Below are 19,251 nucleotides of genomic sequence, written 5' to 3'. Positions count from 1 at the left end.
CGCTTACTCCTCACTATCCCGCGCCCAGTCGCGCGCTCGGTCGACGGCATCATCCCAGCGGTCGTATCGCCGATCGGCGGTGTCCGGATCCATCTCGGGTTCGAACTCGGCGTCGATCTGCCAGTTGCTCCGCAACTCGTCGGGATCACTCCAGTAGCCGACTGCGAGGCCAGCCGCGTACGCCGACCCGAGCGCCGTCGTCTCGTCGACCACCGGGCGGACGATCTCCGAGCCGATGATGTCCGACTGGAGCTGACAGAGGAAGTTGTTCTTGACCGCGCCGCCGTCGACTTTCAGCGACGTCATCTCGATCCCCGAGTCAGCCTCCATCGCTTCGGCGACGTCGCGGGTCTGGTAGGCGATCGACTCGAGGGTCGCGCGGACGACGTGTTCTTTGCGGGTGCCACGTGTCATCCCGACGATGGTGCCGCGTGCGCGCTGATCCCAGTGGGGTGCACCAAGTCCCGTAAACGCGGGGACGACGTAGACGCCATCGGTCGTGTCGACGCTTCGGGCCAGTTCCGCCGTCTCGGCGGGATCGTCGATCAGTGTCATATCCTCGAGCCACTCGATCGCCGCGCCGGTGACGAAGATCGCTCCCTCGAGTGCGTACTGGACGTCTTCGCCCGCGCGCTGGAAGCCGATCGTCGTCAGGAGGCCGTGGTCGGATTCGACGGCCTCGTTGCCGGTGTTCATCAGGAAGAACGAGCCGGTGCCGTAGGTGTTCTTCGCGTCGCCGGCGTCGAAACAGGTCTGGCCGAACAGGGCCGCCTGCTGGTCGCCAAGCGCACCCGCGACCGGCACCTCGGCCTCGAGGAAGCCGTCGGGATCGGTCGACCCGTACGTCGCGTCGTCGCTCGAGGGACGGACCTCGGGCAACATCGCCTCGGGGACCGAAAACTCCGACAGCAGGTCGTCGTCCCACGCGAGGTCGTGGATGTTGTAGAGCATCGTCCGCGAGGCGTTCGTGACTTCGGTGATGTGGTTGCCCGTGAGGTTGTATATCAACCACGTATCGATGGTCCCGAACAGGACCTCACCCTGCTCTGCGCGGTCGCGGATGTCCGCGGGGCGCGTGCGCTCGAGTTTGATCGGGTCGGCGTTGTCGAGGAGCCACTCGGCTTTCGTCGCCGAGAAGTAGGCGTCGGCCTCGAGGCCGGTTTTGTCGCGGATGGTCTCGACCATTCCCTCCTCTTCGAGTTGCTCGACGCGATCGGTCGTCCGCCGGTCCTGCCAGACGATGGCGTTGTGGACGGGGTTGCCGGTGTCTGCATCCCACAGCAGCGTCGTCTCTCGCTGGTTGGTCACGCCGATGGCCTCGAGCTGATCGGGGCCGATACCCGCCTGCCCGAGGGCCTGTCTGATGACGGCTTTGGTGTTCTCCCAGATTTCCGTCGGGTCGTGCTCGACCCAGCCGGGTTCGGGATAGATCTGTTCGTGTTTCTCGTAGGCGTTCGCGACGACCTGTCCTTCGTGATCGAAGACGATGAAGCGGGTGCCGGTCGTTCCCTGGTCTACCGCACCGACGTAGGTATTGGTTGTCATAGGTGTTATCCCACACTCGCGCGCGATGTCTTTACTGACGGGCGCGTTCTACTGGTAAACAATTCCTACAATCATTATAAAAGTTACCGAACTCATAACATAGCCAACATAAGAGAGTATGAGAATTTGGGAGGTATGAACGCTATAGGCGCTGTTATCAGAAGAAAACCGACATGCGGTCGCTGCATATTGTTCCGATCAACTGACTACCAATCCCGATAGCAACCCATTGTTATGGCTGTTCCTTCGCCGCCGATAAAATAAAGATGTGGCTGTCCGTAGTGGCTTCTGAAGGAATGGCCCGTGACACGGAGGTTCTCGTCCTCGGCGGCGGCTCGACTGGCTGTGGCATCGCCCGCGATCTGGCGATGCGGGGCCTCGAGGTCACGCTCGTCGAGCGAGGCAACCTCACAGACGGAACGACCGGTCGGATGCACGGCCTGCTCCACAGCGGCGGGCGATATGCCGTCTCCGACCAGGCCAGCGCGACTGAGTGTATCGAAGAAAACGAGGTCCTTCGGGAGATCGCCGGCCACTGCGTCGAGGAGACCGGTGGCCTGTTCGTCCAGCGACCCGAGGACTCGGACGACTACTTCCGGCAGAAACTCGAGGGCTGTCGAGAGTGTGGGATTCCCGCCCGCGTGCTCTCGGGGTCGGAAGCCCGCGAAGTCGAGCCCTACCTCGCGGACGACATCAAACGAGCGATCGAGGTCCCCGACGGTGCGGTCGACCCGTTCAGACTCTGCGTCGCGAACGCGATCGACGCCGAGACCTACGGCGCGCGCATCGAGACCCACGCCGAGGTGATCGACCTCCTGCGCGACGGCGACGATATTTACGGGGTCGAGGTGCGCCACGACTCGGGCCCCGGCAAACGCACGCACGCCACGTCCGGGACCACCGAGGAGATCACCGCCGAGTACGTCGTCAACGCGACCGGCGCATGGGCCGGTCAGATCGGCGCGATGGCCGACCTCGAGATCGCGGTCCGGCCCTCCAAGGGCGTGATGACGATCATGAACGTCCGGCAGGTCGATACCGTGATCAACCGCTGCCATCCGAAAGGCGACGCGGATATTATCGTTCCTCACGAGACGACTGCAATCTTAGGCACGACCGACGAGGAGGTCGATGATCCGGACGACTATCCCGAAGAGCAGTGGGAGGTCGATCAGATGATCGATACTCTCTCAGAACTGGTGCCGATCCTCAAAGAGGCCCGGACGATCCGCTCGTTCTGGGGCGTGCGCCCGCTCTACGAGCCGCCGGGAACCGGCACGCAGGACCCGACCGACATCACCCGGGACTTCTTCCTGCTCGATCACGCCGACCGCGACGGCGTCACGGGGATGTCCAGTATCGTCGGCGGCAAGTTCACTACCTACCGGATGATGGCCGAACAGATCTCGGATCACGTCTGCGAGAAACTAGGTGTAACCGCCACCTGTGCAACTGCCGACGAGCCACTGCCCGGCAGCGAAAACATCGCGACGCTCGAGGCCGGGATGGACGACTTCGGTCTGCGCTCGCCGGTGGCCCGCCGGAGCCGACAGCGACTCGGTAGTCGGGCACGCGAGGTGCTCGAGACCGACGAGCCGAACCCGGTGATCTGCCAGTGTGAAGGCGTCACGCGCGCGGAGATTAAAGACGCCATCGCCCAGTCGGGGACGGACCTGAACGCGGTTCGCATCCGGACACGGGCCTCGATGGGGAACTGTCAGGGTGGCTTTTGCTGTCAACCGATGGCGAACGAACTCCACCCCGAATACGACGAAAAGATGGTCCGCGAGGCGCTCGACGAACTCTTTCAGGAACGCTGGAAAGGCGAGCGTCACGCGCTGTGGGGCGAACAGCTCTCGCAAGCGATGCTCAACTACGCACTGCACGCGACGACGATGAATCGGGATCACGATCCCGCGAGCGCGACGTCGACCGTGGATTTCGCGGCCTTCGACGACGGCCGAGCCGAGAGAGACCGGATCGACGGGATCCGAGGGGGCCGCTAGATGGCGATCGAAGACGACGTCCTCGTGATCGGCGGCGGCCTCGCTGGGGTAACCGCCGCACTTGCCGCCGCAGATCAGAGCGCACAGGTCCGGCTCGTCTCGTACAAACAAAGTACGCTCCGCCACGCCAGCGGGTTGATCGACGTGCTCGGCTACACACCAACGGGTGACGGCCCGCTCGTGGACCCGTTCGAAGCGCTCGTCGATCTCCCCGAAGGCCACCCCTACGAGCGCGTGGGGCTCGAGGCGGTCCGTGAGGCCCTCTCGTTTTTCGACGAGATCGCAGGCGACGCGTACGACGGTGGCCACACGGATGCGAACGCGCTCGTCCCGACCCACGGCGGCACGGTCAAGCCGACCGCCAGATACCCGGTTTCGACCGCCGCCGGTCTCGCGAGCGACGGCCGCGATACCCTGCTCGTCGGCTTCGAGACGCTGCCTGACTTCGAGGCCCCGCTGGCAGCATCTCATCTCGAGGCCGCCGGCGCTCCCTTCGCAGCCCGCGGGATCACAGTCCGGTTCCCCGGCATCGTCCGGGACGACGCGAAGGTCACGCGATACGCACACCTGCTCGATCAGGACGAAGCCGTGACGACGGCGGCCGGCGAGACGACGGCCCGCGACGCGCTGGCCGACATCGTTCGGTCCCAGCTCGAGGACGAGGCCCGCGTCGGCTTCCCCGCGATCCTCGGAGACGACCACGCGAACGCGGTCAGAGCCGATCTCGCGGAGCGACTCGGCGTCGACGTCTTCGAGGTCCCGATGGGGCCACCGAGCCTGCCCGGGCTGCGACTCGAGGACCTGCTCTACGACGCGCTCGAGGACGCCAGCGTCCGGGTGACGACAGGGGTGCCGGTAGTCGAGTACGAGACCGGCACCAGCGGGCAAATCGACCACGTCGTCGTCGACCGCAACGGCACCGAGATTCCCCATCGCGCCGACCAGTACGTGCTGGCGACGGGCGGGTTGGTCGGCAAGGGCGTGCGATCGGAGCGCAAGCGGGTGTTCGAGCCGGTCTTCGACTGTCACGTCCCGCATCCGGCAGACCGCTACGACTGGTTCGTCGACGACGTCTTCGGCGACCAGCCCTACGCACGATTCGGCCTGCCAGTCGACCGCGATCTCAGGCCGCTCGATCCTGGTGACGAGCCCGAATTTTCGAACCTCCGTGCGGCGGGGGCAGTGCTTGGTGGCTACGACTTCGCGGCGGAGAAATCCGGCAGCGGCGTCTCGCTCGCGACGGGCTACGTCGCGGGCCAGCGCGCAGGGATGGAGGCGAGACAATGACGGGCATAGGCGAACCGTGCGACTCGAGTCGCGAACGCGATCGACTGGGCGTGAGTGAACGGACTCGAGCAAGTGATGCGACCGACAGCGACCGACCCACTCAGGTGATTCGATGAGCGATGCACAACAGCCGACTGACGATGGCGGACCGGGAGATGACGACTTCGAGCCGATTCAGGTCTTTCCAGAGGCCGAGGAGATGGACCTCCGACCGGGGGCGGACAACTGTTACAAGTGCTCGACCTGCGATACCAACTGTCCTGTCGCCGAGGTCGACGACGAGTTCCCCGGCCCGAAGTTCCAGGGGCCCGAACAGTGGCGGCTCAAGCGCCAGGACGACCACGACATCGACGACTCGGTGATGAAGTGTTCGAACTGCATGCGCTGTGACAGTGCCTGTCCCTCGGAGGTGCCGCTCTCGCAGATGCACAACACCGCCCGCGCTGAGTACGTCGAGGAGAACATGAGCAAACTCTCGCGGGAGTACTGGCGCAACCGCATGCTCGCGAACTACCGCCGACTCGCCCCGCTCGGATCGATGTTCCCGCGGACGACGAACTTCATGATGGGGCTGTCTGCGACGCAGTGGCTCGGCGAGAAGCTCCTCGGGATCACGGGCCAGCGGGAGTTCCCCGAATTCGCGACCGAAACATTTCGTGAATGGTGGACGGCAAGGGGCGGTGCACAGGTCGAAAACGCGGACAAGCGCATCGCCTACTTCCACGGCTGCTATGCCAACTACAACACCCCTGAAGTCGCGAAGGCACTGGTTCGGGTTTACGAACACTTCGGCTACGAGATCATGGTCCCCAACCAGCACTGCTCGGGGACGCCGATGTTCGCAAACGGGATGCTCGAGGACGCACGCCGGTCGGCCGAGACGAACGTGCGCGAGCTCGCCTGGGCTCTCGAAGACGGCGCGGACATCATCGCCTCCTGCAGTTCGTGTTCGATGTCGCTCCGCCAGGAGTACCCCGAACTGTTCGACTTCGAGGGTACGGAGGAGGTCGCCGCCAACACCTGGGATGCCGTCGAGTACCTCCGAGTCCACGAGGACCTCGAGGGCGAACTCGAGGGCACCTCGGTCGGCGACAAGTTCGATGACTTCGCGTATCACGCGCCGTGTCACGCCCGGAACCAGGGACTGGACGGCCAGACGGTCGAAGTACTCGACGCCATCGACGGCATCACGGCCCACGATGTCGGTGACTCCTGTTCTGGCATCTCTGGGACGTACGGCTGGAAGAAAGAGAATTACGAAACCTCCATGAAAATCGGCTCGGAAATGTTCGAGCACATGGAAGACGCGGACGCAACTTCTGGGCTCACGGAGTGTCCGACCTGCTCGATGCAGATGGAACACGGCACCGGCTACGAGATTACCCACACGCTCGAGGTGCTCGAGGCAGCGCTCGTCGGACCGGCGGAGGCAGACGGCCAGTAATGGACTTACAGGAGCGAATCGCTCGCCGGCGGTCATCGCGACAGGGCGGGCGCATTATCGTCGACCGCGACCAGCTCAGTCCCGTTGTCCACCGACCGGAGCCGGTGGGCCGTGGCCCCGTCTTAGAGCAACTACTCGATGCGCTCGAGCCGGTCTTCGACGACGAACTGCCGCCACCGGTCGCGGTAGTCGGCCCGCCGGGATCGGGCACGTCCGCGATCGTGACCGCGCTGTTCGATGCGCTCAACGACCAGTTCAGCGGCTCGGCGCGGTCGATCGGCACGACGACGCGGGCCGGAGCTGCTGGCCCGATCACGTGGTTCGGGACCGTTGACGGTCGTCGGATCGAGAGCCCCTTTTCGTTTTATCGGGCTGTCCTCTCGCTGATCTCGAGCGAGCCGGTCCCCGAGAGCGGCATCGGGACCGAGGAACTGCGCACGCGGCTGTGCAATAGGCTCGACCGTCCCGACCGGCGCGTGATCGTCGCGATCGATCACCACGACGAACCCGAGACGCTCGACATCGGGCACGCTCGCGACCTTCTGACACCAGTCGACGCGCACGTCGCGATCGTCCCGGTTGGCCAGCGCGAACCCCACGGGTGGGACGGTGCGACTGTCACCGTGCCGGCCTACCGTGATCACGAACTCGTCGACGTGATCACCGACCGCGCCTCGACGGGGCTTGCAGCGGGCGCACTCGATCACGGTGCCGTGCGCGAACTCGCCGCCTGGGCCGATGGAAACGCTCACGACGCGCTCGCGGCGCTGTTCGGGGCCGCCGTCCTCGCACGCGAGGCAGACGCGGATCGAATCGAGCACAGCCACCTCGAGACTGCACGGGCCGACGTGCCCGAAAACGGTGTCCACGTCGGTCGCGCGCTGGCACTTCCGGAAACGCGCCAGCAGGTGCTGGTGACGCTTACCGAGCTCGATGCGACCGACCGCCCGATTCGCGAAATCGCGACCGCGATCGCGGCTCGATCGTCGCTGACCGCCGGCACGGTCAAACGGTTTCTGTACGAACTCGCGGATCGCGGCGTCATCGAACGGGTACCGCTGTCGACGCCCGATCGCGGCAGCGGTCGCCAGCCGAGTACGGTCAACCCACTGTTCCCGACGATTGCGTTCCAAGCGCTCACCGCGGCGTCGGTCCCGTCGGCCAGTGGGATCGACAGGGCATAGGCCGACCGGCCGATACAATTCTTTTTGACCATGGGGTGAGTGGGTGCAATCACTACCAGCTGAGCTATGACGATCTCGTTTGCGGAAACGGCAGCCCCGACCGGGCTCGAGGTGTACGACTCGATCGAGCAACGCCGCCTCCAGATCGAGACCCCCGGCTCCGTCTCGTTCGACACCAGCGAGCCAGCACAGTTTTGCTTCCCGGTCGATCGGACCTGCCGGCTCGAGACCGACGAACTCGGGTTCAATCAGCTGTATTCCGTCACCGTCCACGACGCAGCCGGGCGGACGGAAGCGAGCTTCGACACCAGCGAAACGGGGCAACTCGAGGATCGGACACAGTTCGTCGGATTGAGCGGCCCGATCAAGCTCTACTGTCGCATCGACGCACCAGGGACGATCGATATCGGACTGACGTCGATCACGATCACGACCGACCGCGAGACGACGATCGAGCTCGGTGTCCGGTCGCTGCATGACCAGCCGCGGGGAACGATCACCACGCCACCCGATATCGACGCGATGATGGACGCCGTCTCTGCGCTCCCGTCCGCACTGAAGACCACCTCGCCCGAGCGGACGTGGCCGACACTGCGTGGCCATCCCCCGTTGATCGAACTCGGCGACCAACTCGAGATCCCCGACACCGTCGACCGGCCGGCCAGCGACATCACGATTACCGTGCCGCGATCGTACGCCTCGCTGTATCAGGTCGCGCCGCTCGCGTTTTTCCTGGGTGCCACGATACAACCGGGTGACGAGCCGGCACTCGAAACACCGGCGTTTACCCATCCGATCTCGGCTGGCCATACGTTCGAAGACGAGATCGCCGACCTCCTGAAGCGGTTTTTCTTCCTCGATTGCATCGTTCGGACTGAGGGGGTCTTCCAGTACGACCTCCTCGAGCGATCGATGCTGGAAGACGACCTCCCCTTTGACTTCGCGGCCACCTACGACCGTTCACTCGCCGAGCGCCTCGAGCAGTACCTCGCGGTCCCCTTCGACGTGCTTGAACCACACATTCCGCGGTGGCCGCTGACCGCCCACGTTCCGTCCGAACCAGAAAGCGCGACGTTGCTGCCGTTCATCGTCAACGAACTGGGGATCGTTCGCGACACGACGAGTCAACCGCCCGAGTCGATCCCGAACACGGATGCGACGAGTTCTCAACTCGTCCGCTCAGCGACGACCGCACGCTCGTCCTCGCCGGGACCGGCCGAGTCGGAGTTCATCGTGCCGGCTGTGACGGGCGAATCCGTCGAACATGCCTGGTTCGGCGACGGCGTGCCACAGCAGGCCTCGAAAGCGACGCTCGAGGCGTACCGACATCAACTCCAGCACCGGGAACCCGTCGAATCGATCGAGCTTTTGCTCGTCTGTAACGACGCGCGCATGATAGACGAACACGACCTACTCGACGGCAGCTACGGTAACCGGTCGGATCTCCCCTTCGAGATCGACTCGAAGTTCGGCGTTGACGCCGACCGGCTGGCGACTCTGCTGACCGACGGCGGCTATGACTTCTTCCACTTTATCGGCCACGCGACCGAAGACGGCCTCCGCTGTCCCGACGGCGACCTCGACATCCGGACCCTCGAGTCCGTCGACGTGGGCGTCTTCTTCCTGAACGCCTGTCGCTCCTACGAACAGGGGCTTGCGCTCACCCGGCGGGGCGCGTTCGGCGGTGTCAGCACGTACGCCGACGTCATCAACGAACGGGCAGTGACAGCCGGCGAGACCATTGCCAGACTGTTAAATCGCGGCTTCCCGCTTCGGGGTGCCCTCGAGATCGCTCGCGAGAACTCGATGCTCGGCGAGCAGTATCTCATCGTTGGCGATGGGTCGGCTGATATCGCCCAGTCAGATGGTGGGGCACCAATGCTCGTCGAGATCGGGTCTCGCGGCGAGAATGAATTCAATTTCGCCGTCAAATCGTACTCGACAAAGGAGTTCAAACTGGGGACAGTGACCGCATCACCGCTTGATTCGGTTTCCGACTGTCACCTCACGCCGGGATCGACTCCACGGTTAGCAGTAGAGACGGCAGAACTCCGGGAATATCTGACTTGGACGGAATTACCGGTGCTATCCGAGAGCGAGTTATGCTGGAACGAGGGCATCGGAACGTCGCTACTCGACTGAGAAACAGCACGACGAAGAACGACTGGTCGAATCGTGGTTCGGTTCGGCTCGAGGTTACGCGTGAACGAGACGGTGTCTTCTTAATTCAATATTAGGGCCCAACTTGGGACATGCTCCCTGCAGCCACCGTACCCGCCTGACTAAGCAGGACGAACAGGGTGAACAGGACGCCGATCATTCGAGGGTTCTGTGCGAGGTAGTCCTTCATGCTGTCTGCTTCGGACATTACATTCCAATGGTTGTCACCGATCGAAATAAAATTATCTTATACTTACATATATAAGGTTACATAATTGAGCGAAAAACGCGCATGGCACCACAATCGGCAGCTTACGGCGGCTTCGCCGGGTATTATTGCTGGGTAGAATGAGACGGACGGACCACTGAAGCCATTGGGAGGGACCGCGATCGCTACAGCCCCACCGGTAGATCGTTACAGCAGCCCGTCTCAGTCTACTTGTACGCGCGTGTCACAGATCACACCACTGTCTCATCACACGCAATCTGCGATATCGATTCCCCTGCAACAGATGTCGTCGGCTGACCCGAGGACTGATCACAGTGTACAATAGCGGCGAGCGTATTGTCGGTCCAATTGTAGCGCCGATCAAAAACAGCCACACGGCAAACTAGGATCGATGCTCAAGCCGCGACGCGAACTGTCGCGGCCGGCTTTCCCTCAGAGTGCTGGTTCGGCCGTCACTGGCGCGAGCGCGTTGGTGGGCGGGGCCTCCGTTTCGTTCCCCGACGCGTCGGTGCTTTCCGTGTCGGTCGATCCATCGTTAGTTTCGGTTCCGTCAGTCACACCGCTCGGCCGCGTTGTGACTTCCTCGAGTGAGACGTCGACGCTGTCACCGTCCACCACTGCGGGCTCGGAGACAGCCGTCTCGCCGCTGTAGTAGGTTGGCTCGCCGTCGCCGGTCGCAACGACGCTGACGGTGTAGTTACCGGTCGCCTCGACGCTACTGTTGGTGTAGCCGTCCTCGACGCCGAGTTCGTCGTTCGTCGCGTACGGCACGGTCAGTTCGAAGCTCCCGTCGGCCGCGAGATCGGCACGCTGCGTGTAGTTGAACGTCCGGCCGGAATTCGTCTCGAGTTCGACTGTGGCCGCGGCCGTGGCGTTGTCAGCGTTCGACACGCCGTCGCCGACAGTGCCGGTAATCGTCGCACCCTCGACGCGCTCGAACGTTTTCACGGCGGCAGCGCTCTTGGCGTCGAAGACTTGGTAGTTCGGGCTGCTCCGAAGCTGGAGCAGCGTCTGCTGGGAGACGCGTCGGTTGACGACGACGGCGGGCTGTCCCTGTCCGGGTTGAACCGGCTGGCCGTTTTCGCCAATGTGGACGACCTGACCGTCACTGACCTGCGCGTAGCTGACGAAAAAGGCCATTCCCGGGTCGGTGTTCTCGTGAACGAGCCGGTAGTGTTCCATATCCTCGGCGTCATCGAAGTACAGCTTCGACGTCATCGTGTCGTCGTATGGCAGGTCACCGAAGACCTGTCCGACCTCGTCGGCGCTGATCGGCTGGCCGCTGTAGTCTTCCGGCGTCACGTAATGGCCGTATCCAGGACCGGTCCACTGGGTGATCGCCCCGAACTTGCCACCGGCCATCGCATAGTCGATCATGACGTAGCGGATCTCCTCGTCCGAATTGTCGCCAGAGACCGTCTGCTGAAGGTCTTCGGTCGACCGACCGGCAACGGGTTCGCCGGCGGCGATCCCCTCGAGGATCAATTCCCCGTGGTCTTCGGATTCAGCCGTCAGGAACGCCGACGACGAGCGGGCGTTCTGCTGGAACGGGTTCGAGTGGGGAATCCGCTCGGCCTGCGTCGTTATCAGGTGGCCGTAGTCCCACCACGACATAACGCCGTAGGCACCCTCCGGATACTCGAAGTCACCATCACCCGGCGTGTAGGTACCGTAGTAGTCGAGTTGGTCAGCGTTGTCCGCTCCGCCGTAGTTCCCCGGCGCGGGCGTGTTCTCCTGCAGCCACTCGTTCGACGCCTCCCACGTCGTGGCGTCGGAGTTCGGACCCGTCGCTTCGCCGACCTCCCACGCCGTTCCACCGGCCTGTGCAAGCGGCGGGAGGAGTGGCGCAAAGAGGAGCAAGACCACGAGCACGACAGCGACCACCTGGTAGGTCTCGAGGGACTTGATGGAGTTGAGACCGCTCTTGAGGTCGAGATTAAACAACTGGACGAGTTCGGCGACGAACGCCGCGTTGACGATCGCGACCGCGAGCACGAGGTAGTACATGAACCGCACCTGCGTCGCGGCCATGCTGATCAGGAACAGTGACCAGACGATGACGAGGGTGTGTTCGGCGCGGAACTTGCGGCCGAAGAGTGGGCGGATAGCGAGGAACGCAAGGCCGGCAAGCATCGTGTAGAACGCACTGCCGAACTCAGCGAAGACGCGGTTGAAGAAGTTCTCGGGGGGCTGGGCCTCGACAATGGTGAGGTCAGTCGCCGTCCCGCCGATGGGGATCATACGGCGCGTCGCGTTACCCACGATCGAATCGAACAGGCTGGGAAGGGCAAGCCACATCACCAGCAGCGTTGCAGCGATCAGACCACCGATGGCAGCGGGGTAGTACCGGCGCCCGAGCCCGCGATCGTTCCACTCTCGGGCGAGCCAGGCCATGAAGACACAGCCGGCTGCCACGAGGAAGGCAAGCAAAGGCTGGAGGAGTCCGAGGCTCGTCGAACCCGTACTGCCGGGCTGTTCTATCAACAGCGTCGTTAGCACGGCGGTGACGCCGAGACTGACTGCGCCAACGAAGGCGATATGATCCGGCGAGCTACCACGGACGTAGTCGAGAGTGAGTTGAATGGCAAAGAAAACGCCGAAGATGCCGACGAGAAGAACCCCCGACGGCCAGACCCAGATATACAGTGTCAGTGCGACTCCAGCAAGAACGCTATATATCACAGGTGTTCGAAGCGTGGTCCAGTCCCGGTCGACGACCAGTTCGTAGATCGGTTTCTCGCGTTCACCTGCGGTGACGGCGACCATCATCGCGACGACCGCGATGGCCATGAAGAGCGGCTCGACAGCCTGATGGTCGAGTTGGCCGACCGTCGATCGAGAGAGGAACTGTCCCGTCGAGAGCGCGATAACGAGGACAGAAACGAGGCCGCCGAGTGTCCCGCCGAGCCGTCTGCCTGCGTAAAAGACGGGAATCGCGACGAGAGCGGCCATGACTGGGACCGCAAGTAACGAGACCGTGTATAGGGTTTGCTGGGATGGATCACCGAACCCGACGATCATCGCCACAGTGACGATGAGTTGGTCGTACAGCGTCCCGAACTGGCCGACGTAGGTGCCGGTCGGGAACCCCGTCCAAACCTCGTAGGGCATCGTATGCGGATAATTCTCTGCTGTCCAGTTGATCGTCCGCCAGTGATACCACGAGTCAATACCCGCGAACGCGGGCGTGCCATCTTCTACGAACCGCTCGTACGCCTGGGTGCGTACCCAGAGCATAAACAGCATCACGACCCCGAGTACGGGGAGGTGATACCAGTCTCGCCACGACTCGAGGAGGGAGGTTTCAGTCCCTTCCTCGACGCGTTCGGTGTCGGTACTCATTAGAAGTCAACAGACGCATCGCTTGGATAAGCCTTATCATCTATTCGGGCAGCTTTCATGTTTGTGCCGACCGGAAAGTAGTAAGATACGACAACAGGTGGACCGTCAGAATTTTTGTGGCAGTATGAAAAGGAGCGCATATGCGAAAAATGGCTCGGCGTCTCATCGGCGTCGTAACGATACTTCTCTCTCTTACGGGACTTCCCTACGCGATCTACTTGCTACTCGCGAAGGTCTGGGACCCACGAGGATCGCCGGCGGAGAAACAGCACTCTGAACCGACTGTCAGCATTGTCTTACCGACATACAACGAAGAGCGGATCATTGAGAACAAACTTCTCGACATCGTTTCACTGGACTACCCGATGGAGAAGATTGAGGTTGTCGTCGTCGACTCCAGTGACGATAATACACGTGATATTGTCCGAAACTTCTTTACAAACCGCGAAAATCCAGATCTAGTCCTTCTCGAAGAGGACGAGCGTCGCGGGCTTGCACCTGCGTTAAACGACGCCTATGAAGCCGCTGCAAACGAGATGGTCGTTAAAACCGATTGCGACTCGAAAGTGGCTGCAGATGCTCTCCGCGAGGCTGCTGCAAACTTGGCTGATCCGGATGTAGGTGCCGTGACTGGACGGAATGTCGAAGTTCTTGGAGGGAGTGAAATCGAAGCGGGCTACCGTGACGTGCAAGCGACTATCCAGACGCTGGAGTCACACATCGATTCGACTCTGATTTTCCACGGCCCGTTCTCTGCGTTTGAGAACGAAGAGATTGTTTCTATTGACCCGAATTCTATTGCCGATGATACAGAGCTGGCACTTAAGATTCGACGGAACGGAAAGCGCGTACTCTTCGATCCGGACATCAAGTACAAAGAAGCATCTCATTCCCAGTTCAGCAAGCGACGCACGCAGAAGGATCGCCGGGCAATGGGTTTGCTTCGACTGTTAGTCCAACATCGCGATGCACTCGGCCAGCATGGCTTATTCGGACGAATCGTTCTTCCATTTAATTGGTGGTTCATGCTCGTGTCACCATGGCTTTTGACAATGTCAGTCGGATTGTTGAGCATAGTTGGACTGATGATTGCTGGCCCGTTCGGATTGGTGATCCCTGCGAGCCTAGCGATGTTTATCACAGTTGGTTCTCGAGAACGCCTCGGCCTGCTCCAGCCGCTGTATGCAATCTTCGATACTCAGGTATCCTTGTTCCTTGCAACTCTGAAACTACTCCGCGGAGACGGATCGGCAGTATGGGATGTTGACGATGAGCTACGCGATGCGTATGAATAACCCACTTCCGATAGATTAGATACTGTCAACAACATTCTCGCGACGTTGACTCAGGGAACTCTTTCACACAAATTATATCCCAATTCTAATTCATATGTATTATTTCACTACACTCTTATCCACGACGTGGTCAATAGAGTGGCTACCCAGTATCGTATTCGAGAAAATTTATATTAGAAGAGTCCTCTCTCTCAGAGAAAGATCAACTAGAACAGTATCTATGACTTCACTCTTATCGCTACTCCGCGCCGGAATTGATATTCAACAGAATAGTGGTTTTCGCCAACTAGTACGATCGGGAGGATATTACGCATACGAATCTCTTCTCCGAACCTATCACACTACCACTGACCGTGTTACTCGTGGACAGCAGGTATTTTCGCAGGATTGGGACGTGCTTCTCGTCCTCGATGCCTGTCGTCTCGATTTAATGAACGAGGTTGGTCCGGAGTATCGATTTTGTGAAGGGATTGGGTCATTTCGCTCTCTCGGAAGTTCCTCGCTCCAGTGGTTGGAACGGAACTTCTCTCCAGACTTCGCCGACGAGATGGCAAATACGACGTATATCACTGGCAATCCTTACTCAGAACAAGCAGTTCAAGAGTCTGACTTTCATGCAGTAGATGAAGTCTGGCGCTATGACTGGGATGAAGAGATCGGAACAATTCAACCACGGTCATTGACTGACCGCGCAATCCACCACTGGCGCAACAATCAACCAGAACAGATGATCGTTCATTACATGCAACCGCATGCCCCGTTCATCAATCACGACCTCCAGGCTGGCATCTCTCCTGATTCGTGGGAAGAACTCTACACCGGAGAAAAAAAGAACGTCTGGATGCGCCTTCGTGATGGGGAAATTCCCAAACAGACCGTATGGGAGGCTTACAAAGACAATTTACGAGCCGTCCTTGACGATGTTGAGCTACTGCTTGAGAACATTGATGCACAATCGGTGGTTATCACCTCCGATCACGGGAACGGTCTCGGTGAACACGGGATCTACGGCCATCCAAGCGAGATTGATTCTGACGTCCTGCGTACTGTCCCATGGATCGAAACATCCGCAACTGACGAGGAGACGTATGATCCACAGACACAGTCCCACAGTGCCGAACAAGATGATGTCAAGTCGAAACTAGCAGATCTCGGATACCTGTGACGAAGTCTAGAAACAATGGCTCCTGAGTCAAACCATGTTTCGTTGCAGAACGCAACCTACTCGTTGACTGCGGACGCCGGGCAATTAGCGACGCAAGCACGGTTGCTCACGACATCGCTTCGCCAGACGTGTCCAAATGCAAATGTTCTTACCTTCGTTCCGGAAGACTCGATTGACGAGATTGCTGATCCGATTTTACAGGATATTAAGGCAAACTCGACGGTTGTTACTGGCGAAATCCCACTTCCTGAATATCCAATCTCCGCCAAGCAGCAGGCACTCCGTAAGGCAGTTCAGCAATTCGACACGGATTACTATGTCGGGCTAGATACCGATACAGTTATTCTTTCACCACCGGTTCTCGAGAGCTCGAGCGCAGAACTGTATGCCAGCCCAGTCTTCGTCGGTACCCAATATTGGGCGAGCGAATATTCTGAGGCCGACTGGCACCGATTGTACGACGCCTACGATCTCTCGCCTCCCTCGGCGACCGTTCAGACCAGCTGTGACAACCGAACGATCAGACCATATTTCAATGCAGGCGTTATCGTCACGTCAGATAAAAATTTTCCTGACGATTGGCTTTCGATTACTCGCGACACGCTCAACGCTGAATTCTTAGAGCATGACGAGACGTTTTTCAACGACCAAATTGCGCTCGCACTCGCTGCTCGAAATCGGAAGACCGAACTCCTCACGGATCAGCAGAACTTCCCACTCCTTGGCCGTATACACTGTCCCGACGATGTGCAGATTATTCACTATGGGAAGTGGAAAAACCTCTCTCGAATCCGAAATCCGACAATTGCCACAACGCTCCGCCGGTATGGTTGGGAATCACAGACATTATCTATGACCGACTGGAGTTCAATGGCCCTGGATCTCATTTCGGCCCACTCTGGCCGTGTTGTCCCGTATCCTGTCCGATCGCGACTCCACCAGGCAGTAAGAACGGTCTTACCGAATCGGCTCTATCAGGGGACCTGAGGCGGCATTCAACGGTATCCATTGCTCGGCTTTCAACTTCAAATCGCTATCCAACTATCCGACGTTTGACTCGGAGCGCCGCTCTGTATCCTCTTGTTCCTGTGAGAGAAACGAGGAGATATGAGTACAAAAGTGGATCAAACGGATATTGTTTAATTGCTCGCAGGAATATCTGCCGTGCTTGAGTAGTCTGTCCATTTACCAGGGCGGCATCGCCGAGGGCGCGATCAAGCGCGGCAAAACTCCGTCGTTGGAAGAGGACCCCTTCGTTTTCTGTCAACTCCTGAAACATGGGCCGTAACTTTTGATATGAGACCTGCTGCTTCGTCTGAAAATTAGAACTGATCTGTTCGGCTGCGCCTGACCGCCGAACAGTCAGTGCTTCTGGCACAGCGGCAACGTTGTATTCCGTCGAGAGCCGTAGATAGAACTCCCAATCTTGCCAGCTCGGAAGGGGCTCATTGAGATATCCGACATCGTCAAATACGGATTTCCGGACCATGATTGTGGAGAATGTCCCGATGAAGTTACCGAGAAGGAGTTGACGAGTAACATCACCTTCGAACTCATGCACTGAGCTATCTTTGATCGGCCCATCGATTTCCTTCCGAGTAATTCCAGTATAGACCAGACCTACATCCGCGCCGACTTCGTCGAAGCGAGTAACTTGTTTCTCGATCTTATCGGATTGCCATTCATCGTCAGCATCGAGAAAGGCGATGAGGTCTCCGTTTGCCTGCCGTACGCCGGTATTCCGGGCGGCGTTTGCGCCTTGGTTTTCTGCTAGCGGGATATATCGAACTCGCTCATCAGTAAAGGTAGACACGACCTTCTTAGTCTGGTCCGTTGATCCATCATCGACAACTAGAATCTCCAGGTCATCGAATGTTTGATTCAGACCGCTTGAAATCGCGTTTCCGATAACCTCTGAACGGTTGTAGGTAGGAATCACGACGCTAACAAGCGGGGATGTGCTACTCATCTTTGCTTCGCCATACTCATACAGTGTTGATAAGTAGCAAGGATTGTCCTCAGTCAGGAGAACTGTTATATTCTATTAGTAGGTACAGAGTAGATAGTTTCCAATTTGTCACATACTAATTGTATCTGTTCCATTATTTTCAATGTATTAAATTCACATATAGGAAAAGAGTTGCAGACCTGTACTTCTATCGTTCCGTATAGACATGCTATATTGTGTCGGGGGTTTTTTAAAGTGATCAAATGATTCATTCTAAACAAAATATACAATCTTAAGCAATAGGAGTTAATGTTATTGTCTTTGCTCGTGTTATTGTACAACAAGTGATTGCTCTAGAAACTCGTGTTCATGATGCCAGAGGTCAAACTGGAGCCGATAGACCAAACCACCCAGTCAATACTACTGTTTCCCTCGGAATTGTTATAATACGAGACGTTCATCGTCGCCTCCGTTTCGGTACCAGTGCAGGCAACGAGTTGTCACCGACGAACGAGACCACGGGGACTATCACACACAAAACGGTTCACAGCTGAGACCAGCGGCTCACCGTCCATGCCTTGCCTATGTTATGAAAAATCAGTACTTAATTATCTACTGTTAGCAGGTTGCTGATGTCTCATTCTAAATTGATTTATTATATTTTATTATTTTTATATAGAACAAATGGTTTCGACATCGTTCGTGACGGCTCATGATTAAGTCGTCGACGATGTCAAGCACGTAGTCAACGATCTCCGCGAACGTCTCAATTTCCCAATCACCGAGCACGCCACCGAAGCTAACCGTCCCACACTCGGGGCAATGACGGGGTTTCCAGTGATCGTTTTTGATAATCTCTTCCAAGTCGGCAGAATTTCACAGATCAAACTCACAGATAATCTCGACACACGGGAAGTAGTGTTCTGAATCCAGAAGTTCCGATTTCGTTTCGAGTTCGTAGCACTACTTAGACCGCAAATCGGTGGATTCCTTTAGCTTCGAAGGATTGGCCCACCGACCCAAACATTGCGGTTAATTGCAAAAACTTTGTGTCGCCATGTCCGAATATGTTATCGATCGACCTAGTATCACGCTCGTACTCGTCGTAGCTCGGTTACGTCTCGGCTTTCGGATCGTTCTTGTGCTTGAACATACTAGGTGTTCTTATATACATATCTTGCCTCACAGTCGCATATTCGTGAGTTTTCGTACAAATCCGTGCGAGGTTGCGGCCAGTGCAAGTTTACTGTGTGTTCGTTTCAGCTCGGAGTGCCATAGATTATTGAATCGGTTGAACAACGGTATGAGCATGGACGACGAGCATGACGGTGACGACTCGTCGACTAAGTGTAGCTTCAAGTCTGAATCTGTAGATCCTTTTCAATCTCAATTGGGTAGAGCTGCCGTAGCTTGATCCGGGCGTCGTCAGTAGTAAACTGCCAGTCAATGGGACGATTGGTCGTGTTTCGACGCCTTTGCCACGCAGCGACCTCCGCTCGGAGGGTCGCTGCGTGGTAGATCCGGCGATCAAGGCACTGTCGTTTGAGGACGCCTATCTCGATTTCGGCCATATTCAGCCAGCTCCCTCTCTTGGGAGTGTAGTGAAACTCGAAGCGATCAAGATACGCTTGGGCATAATCTGGCGG

The 19,251-nt window shown here is 58.8% G+C and carries 13 protein-coding genes; 8 read left to right on the top strand and 5 right to left on the bottom strand.

Features of this window, described 5'->3' with window-relative positions; translation table 11 throughout:
- Positions 1-3 precede the first annotated feature (3 nt).
- Complete coding sequence (gene glpK / locus BSG09_RS14470) at positions 4-1,545, bottom strand: glycerol kinase GlpK (protein WP_092934338.1); 1,542 nt, start codon at positions 1,543-1,545, stop codon at positions 4-6.
- Positions 1,546-1,841: 296 nt separating this feature from the next.
- On the opposite strand from glpK, the gene glpA reads away from it, so the two are divergent.
- The 5 genes from glpA to BSG09_RS14445 all read left to right on the top strand — a co-directional run bounded on the left by glpA (position 1,842) and on the right by BSG09_RS14445 (position 9,608).
- Positions 1,842-3,551, top strand: coding sequence for an anaerobic glycerol-3-phosphate dehydrogenase subunit GlpA (gene glpA / locus BSG09_RS14465; protein ID WP_092934336.1), 1,710 nt, complete (start codon positions 1,842-1,844; stop codon positions 3,549-3,551).
- Complete coding sequence (glpB, locus tag BSG09_RS14460) at positions 3,552-4,838, top strand: glycerol-3-phosphate dehydrogenase subunit GlpB (protein WP_092934334.1); 1,287 nt, start codon at positions 3,552-3,554, stop codon at positions 4,836-4,838.
- A 112-nt stretch (positions 4,839-4,950) separates the two neighbouring features.
- Positions 4,951-6,282, top strand: coding sequence for an anaerobic glycerol-3-phosphate dehydrogenase subunit C (locus tag BSG09_RS14455; protein ID WP_092934332.1), 1,332 nt, complete (start codon positions 4,951-4,953; stop codon positions 6,280-6,282).
- Complete coding sequence (locus tag BSG09_RS14450) at positions 6,282-7,466, top strand: Cdc6/Cdc18 family protein (RefSeq protein WP_092934330.1); 1,185 nt, start codon at positions 6,282-6,284, stop codon at positions 7,464-7,466. The genes BSG09_RS14455 and BSG09_RS14450 overlap by 1 nt, the downstream gene beginning before the upstream one ends.
- Before the next feature lie 66 nt (positions 7,467-7,532).
- Positions 7,533-9,608: a hypothetical protein gene (locus BSG09_RS14445; RefSeq protein ID WP_092934328.1), complete on the top strand. Its 2,076-nt coding sequence runs from the start codon at positions 7,533-7,535 to the stop codon at positions 9,606-9,608.
- Positions 9,609-9,699: 91 nt separating this feature from the next.
- On the opposite strand, the gene BSG09_RS21600 is transcribed toward BSG09_RS14445, so the two are convergent.
- Positions 9,700-9,834 carry a DUF7503 family protein gene (locus tag BSG09_RS21600; protein WP_277613173.1) on the bottom strand — a complete coding sequence of 45 codons (135 nt, stop codon included), beginning with the start codon at positions 9,832-9,834 and terminating at the stop codon, positions 9,700-9,702.
- A gap of 453 nt (positions 9,835-10,287) precedes the next feature.
- Positions 10,288-13,197: an oligosaccharyl transferase, archaeosortase A system-associated gene (locus BSG09_RS14440; protein WP_092934326.1), complete on the bottom strand. Its 2,910-nt coding sequence runs from the start codon at positions 13,195-13,197 to the stop codon at positions 10,288-10,290.
- Positions 13,198-13,337: 140 nt separating this feature from the next.
- Here BSG09_RS14440 and BSG09_RS14435 point away from each other — a divergent pair, with 140 nt between their 5' ends.
- The 3 genes from BSG09_RS14435 (at position 13,338) to BSG09_RS14425 (ending at position 16,644) form a co-directional block, all read left to right on the top strand.
- On the top strand, positions 13,338-14,492 hold the full coding sequence (locus BSG09_RS14435) for a glycosyltransferase (RefSeq protein ID WP_092934324.1): 1,155 nt from the start codon (positions 13,338-13,340) through the stop codon (positions 14,490-14,492).
- A gap of 394 nt (positions 14,493-14,886) precedes the next feature.
- Positions 14,887-15,657 (top strand): alkaline phosphatase family protein, encoded by a 771-nt coding sequence (locus tag BSG09_RS14430; RefSeq protein ID WP_217650130.1) that lies wholly within the window; start codon positions 14,887-14,889, stop codon positions 15,655-15,657.
- Positions 15,658-15,672: 15 nt separating this feature from the next.
- Positions 15,673-16,644, top strand: a complete 972-nt coding sequence (locus BSG09_RS14425; protein WP_092934320.1) for a hypothetical protein — start codon at positions 15,673-15,675, stop codon at positions 16,642-16,644.
- Between the two features lie 46 nt (positions 16,645-16,690).
- Here BSG09_RS14425 and BSG09_RS14420 read toward each other — a convergent pair whose 3' ends face one another.
- Positions 16,691-17,626 (bottom strand): glycosyltransferase family 2 protein, encoded by a 936-nt coding sequence (locus BSG09_RS14420; protein ID WP_092934318.1) that lies wholly within the window; start codon positions 17,624-17,626, stop codon positions 16,691-16,693.
- A 1,334-nt stretch (positions 17,627-18,960) separates the two neighbouring features.
- Positions 18,961-19,251: transposase (locus tag BSG09_RS14415; protein WP_175542210.1), on the bottom strand; the 291-nt coding region annotated here is incomplete at its 5' end.

It is taken from the genome of Natrinema hispanicum, from assembly GCF_900111485.1.
GTDB classification, from domain to species: Archaea; Halobacteriota; Halobacteria; order Halobacteriales; family Natrialbaceae; genus Natrinema; species Natrinema hispanicum_A.
This window is presented reverse-complemented; position numbering and strand designations above follow the sequence as displayed.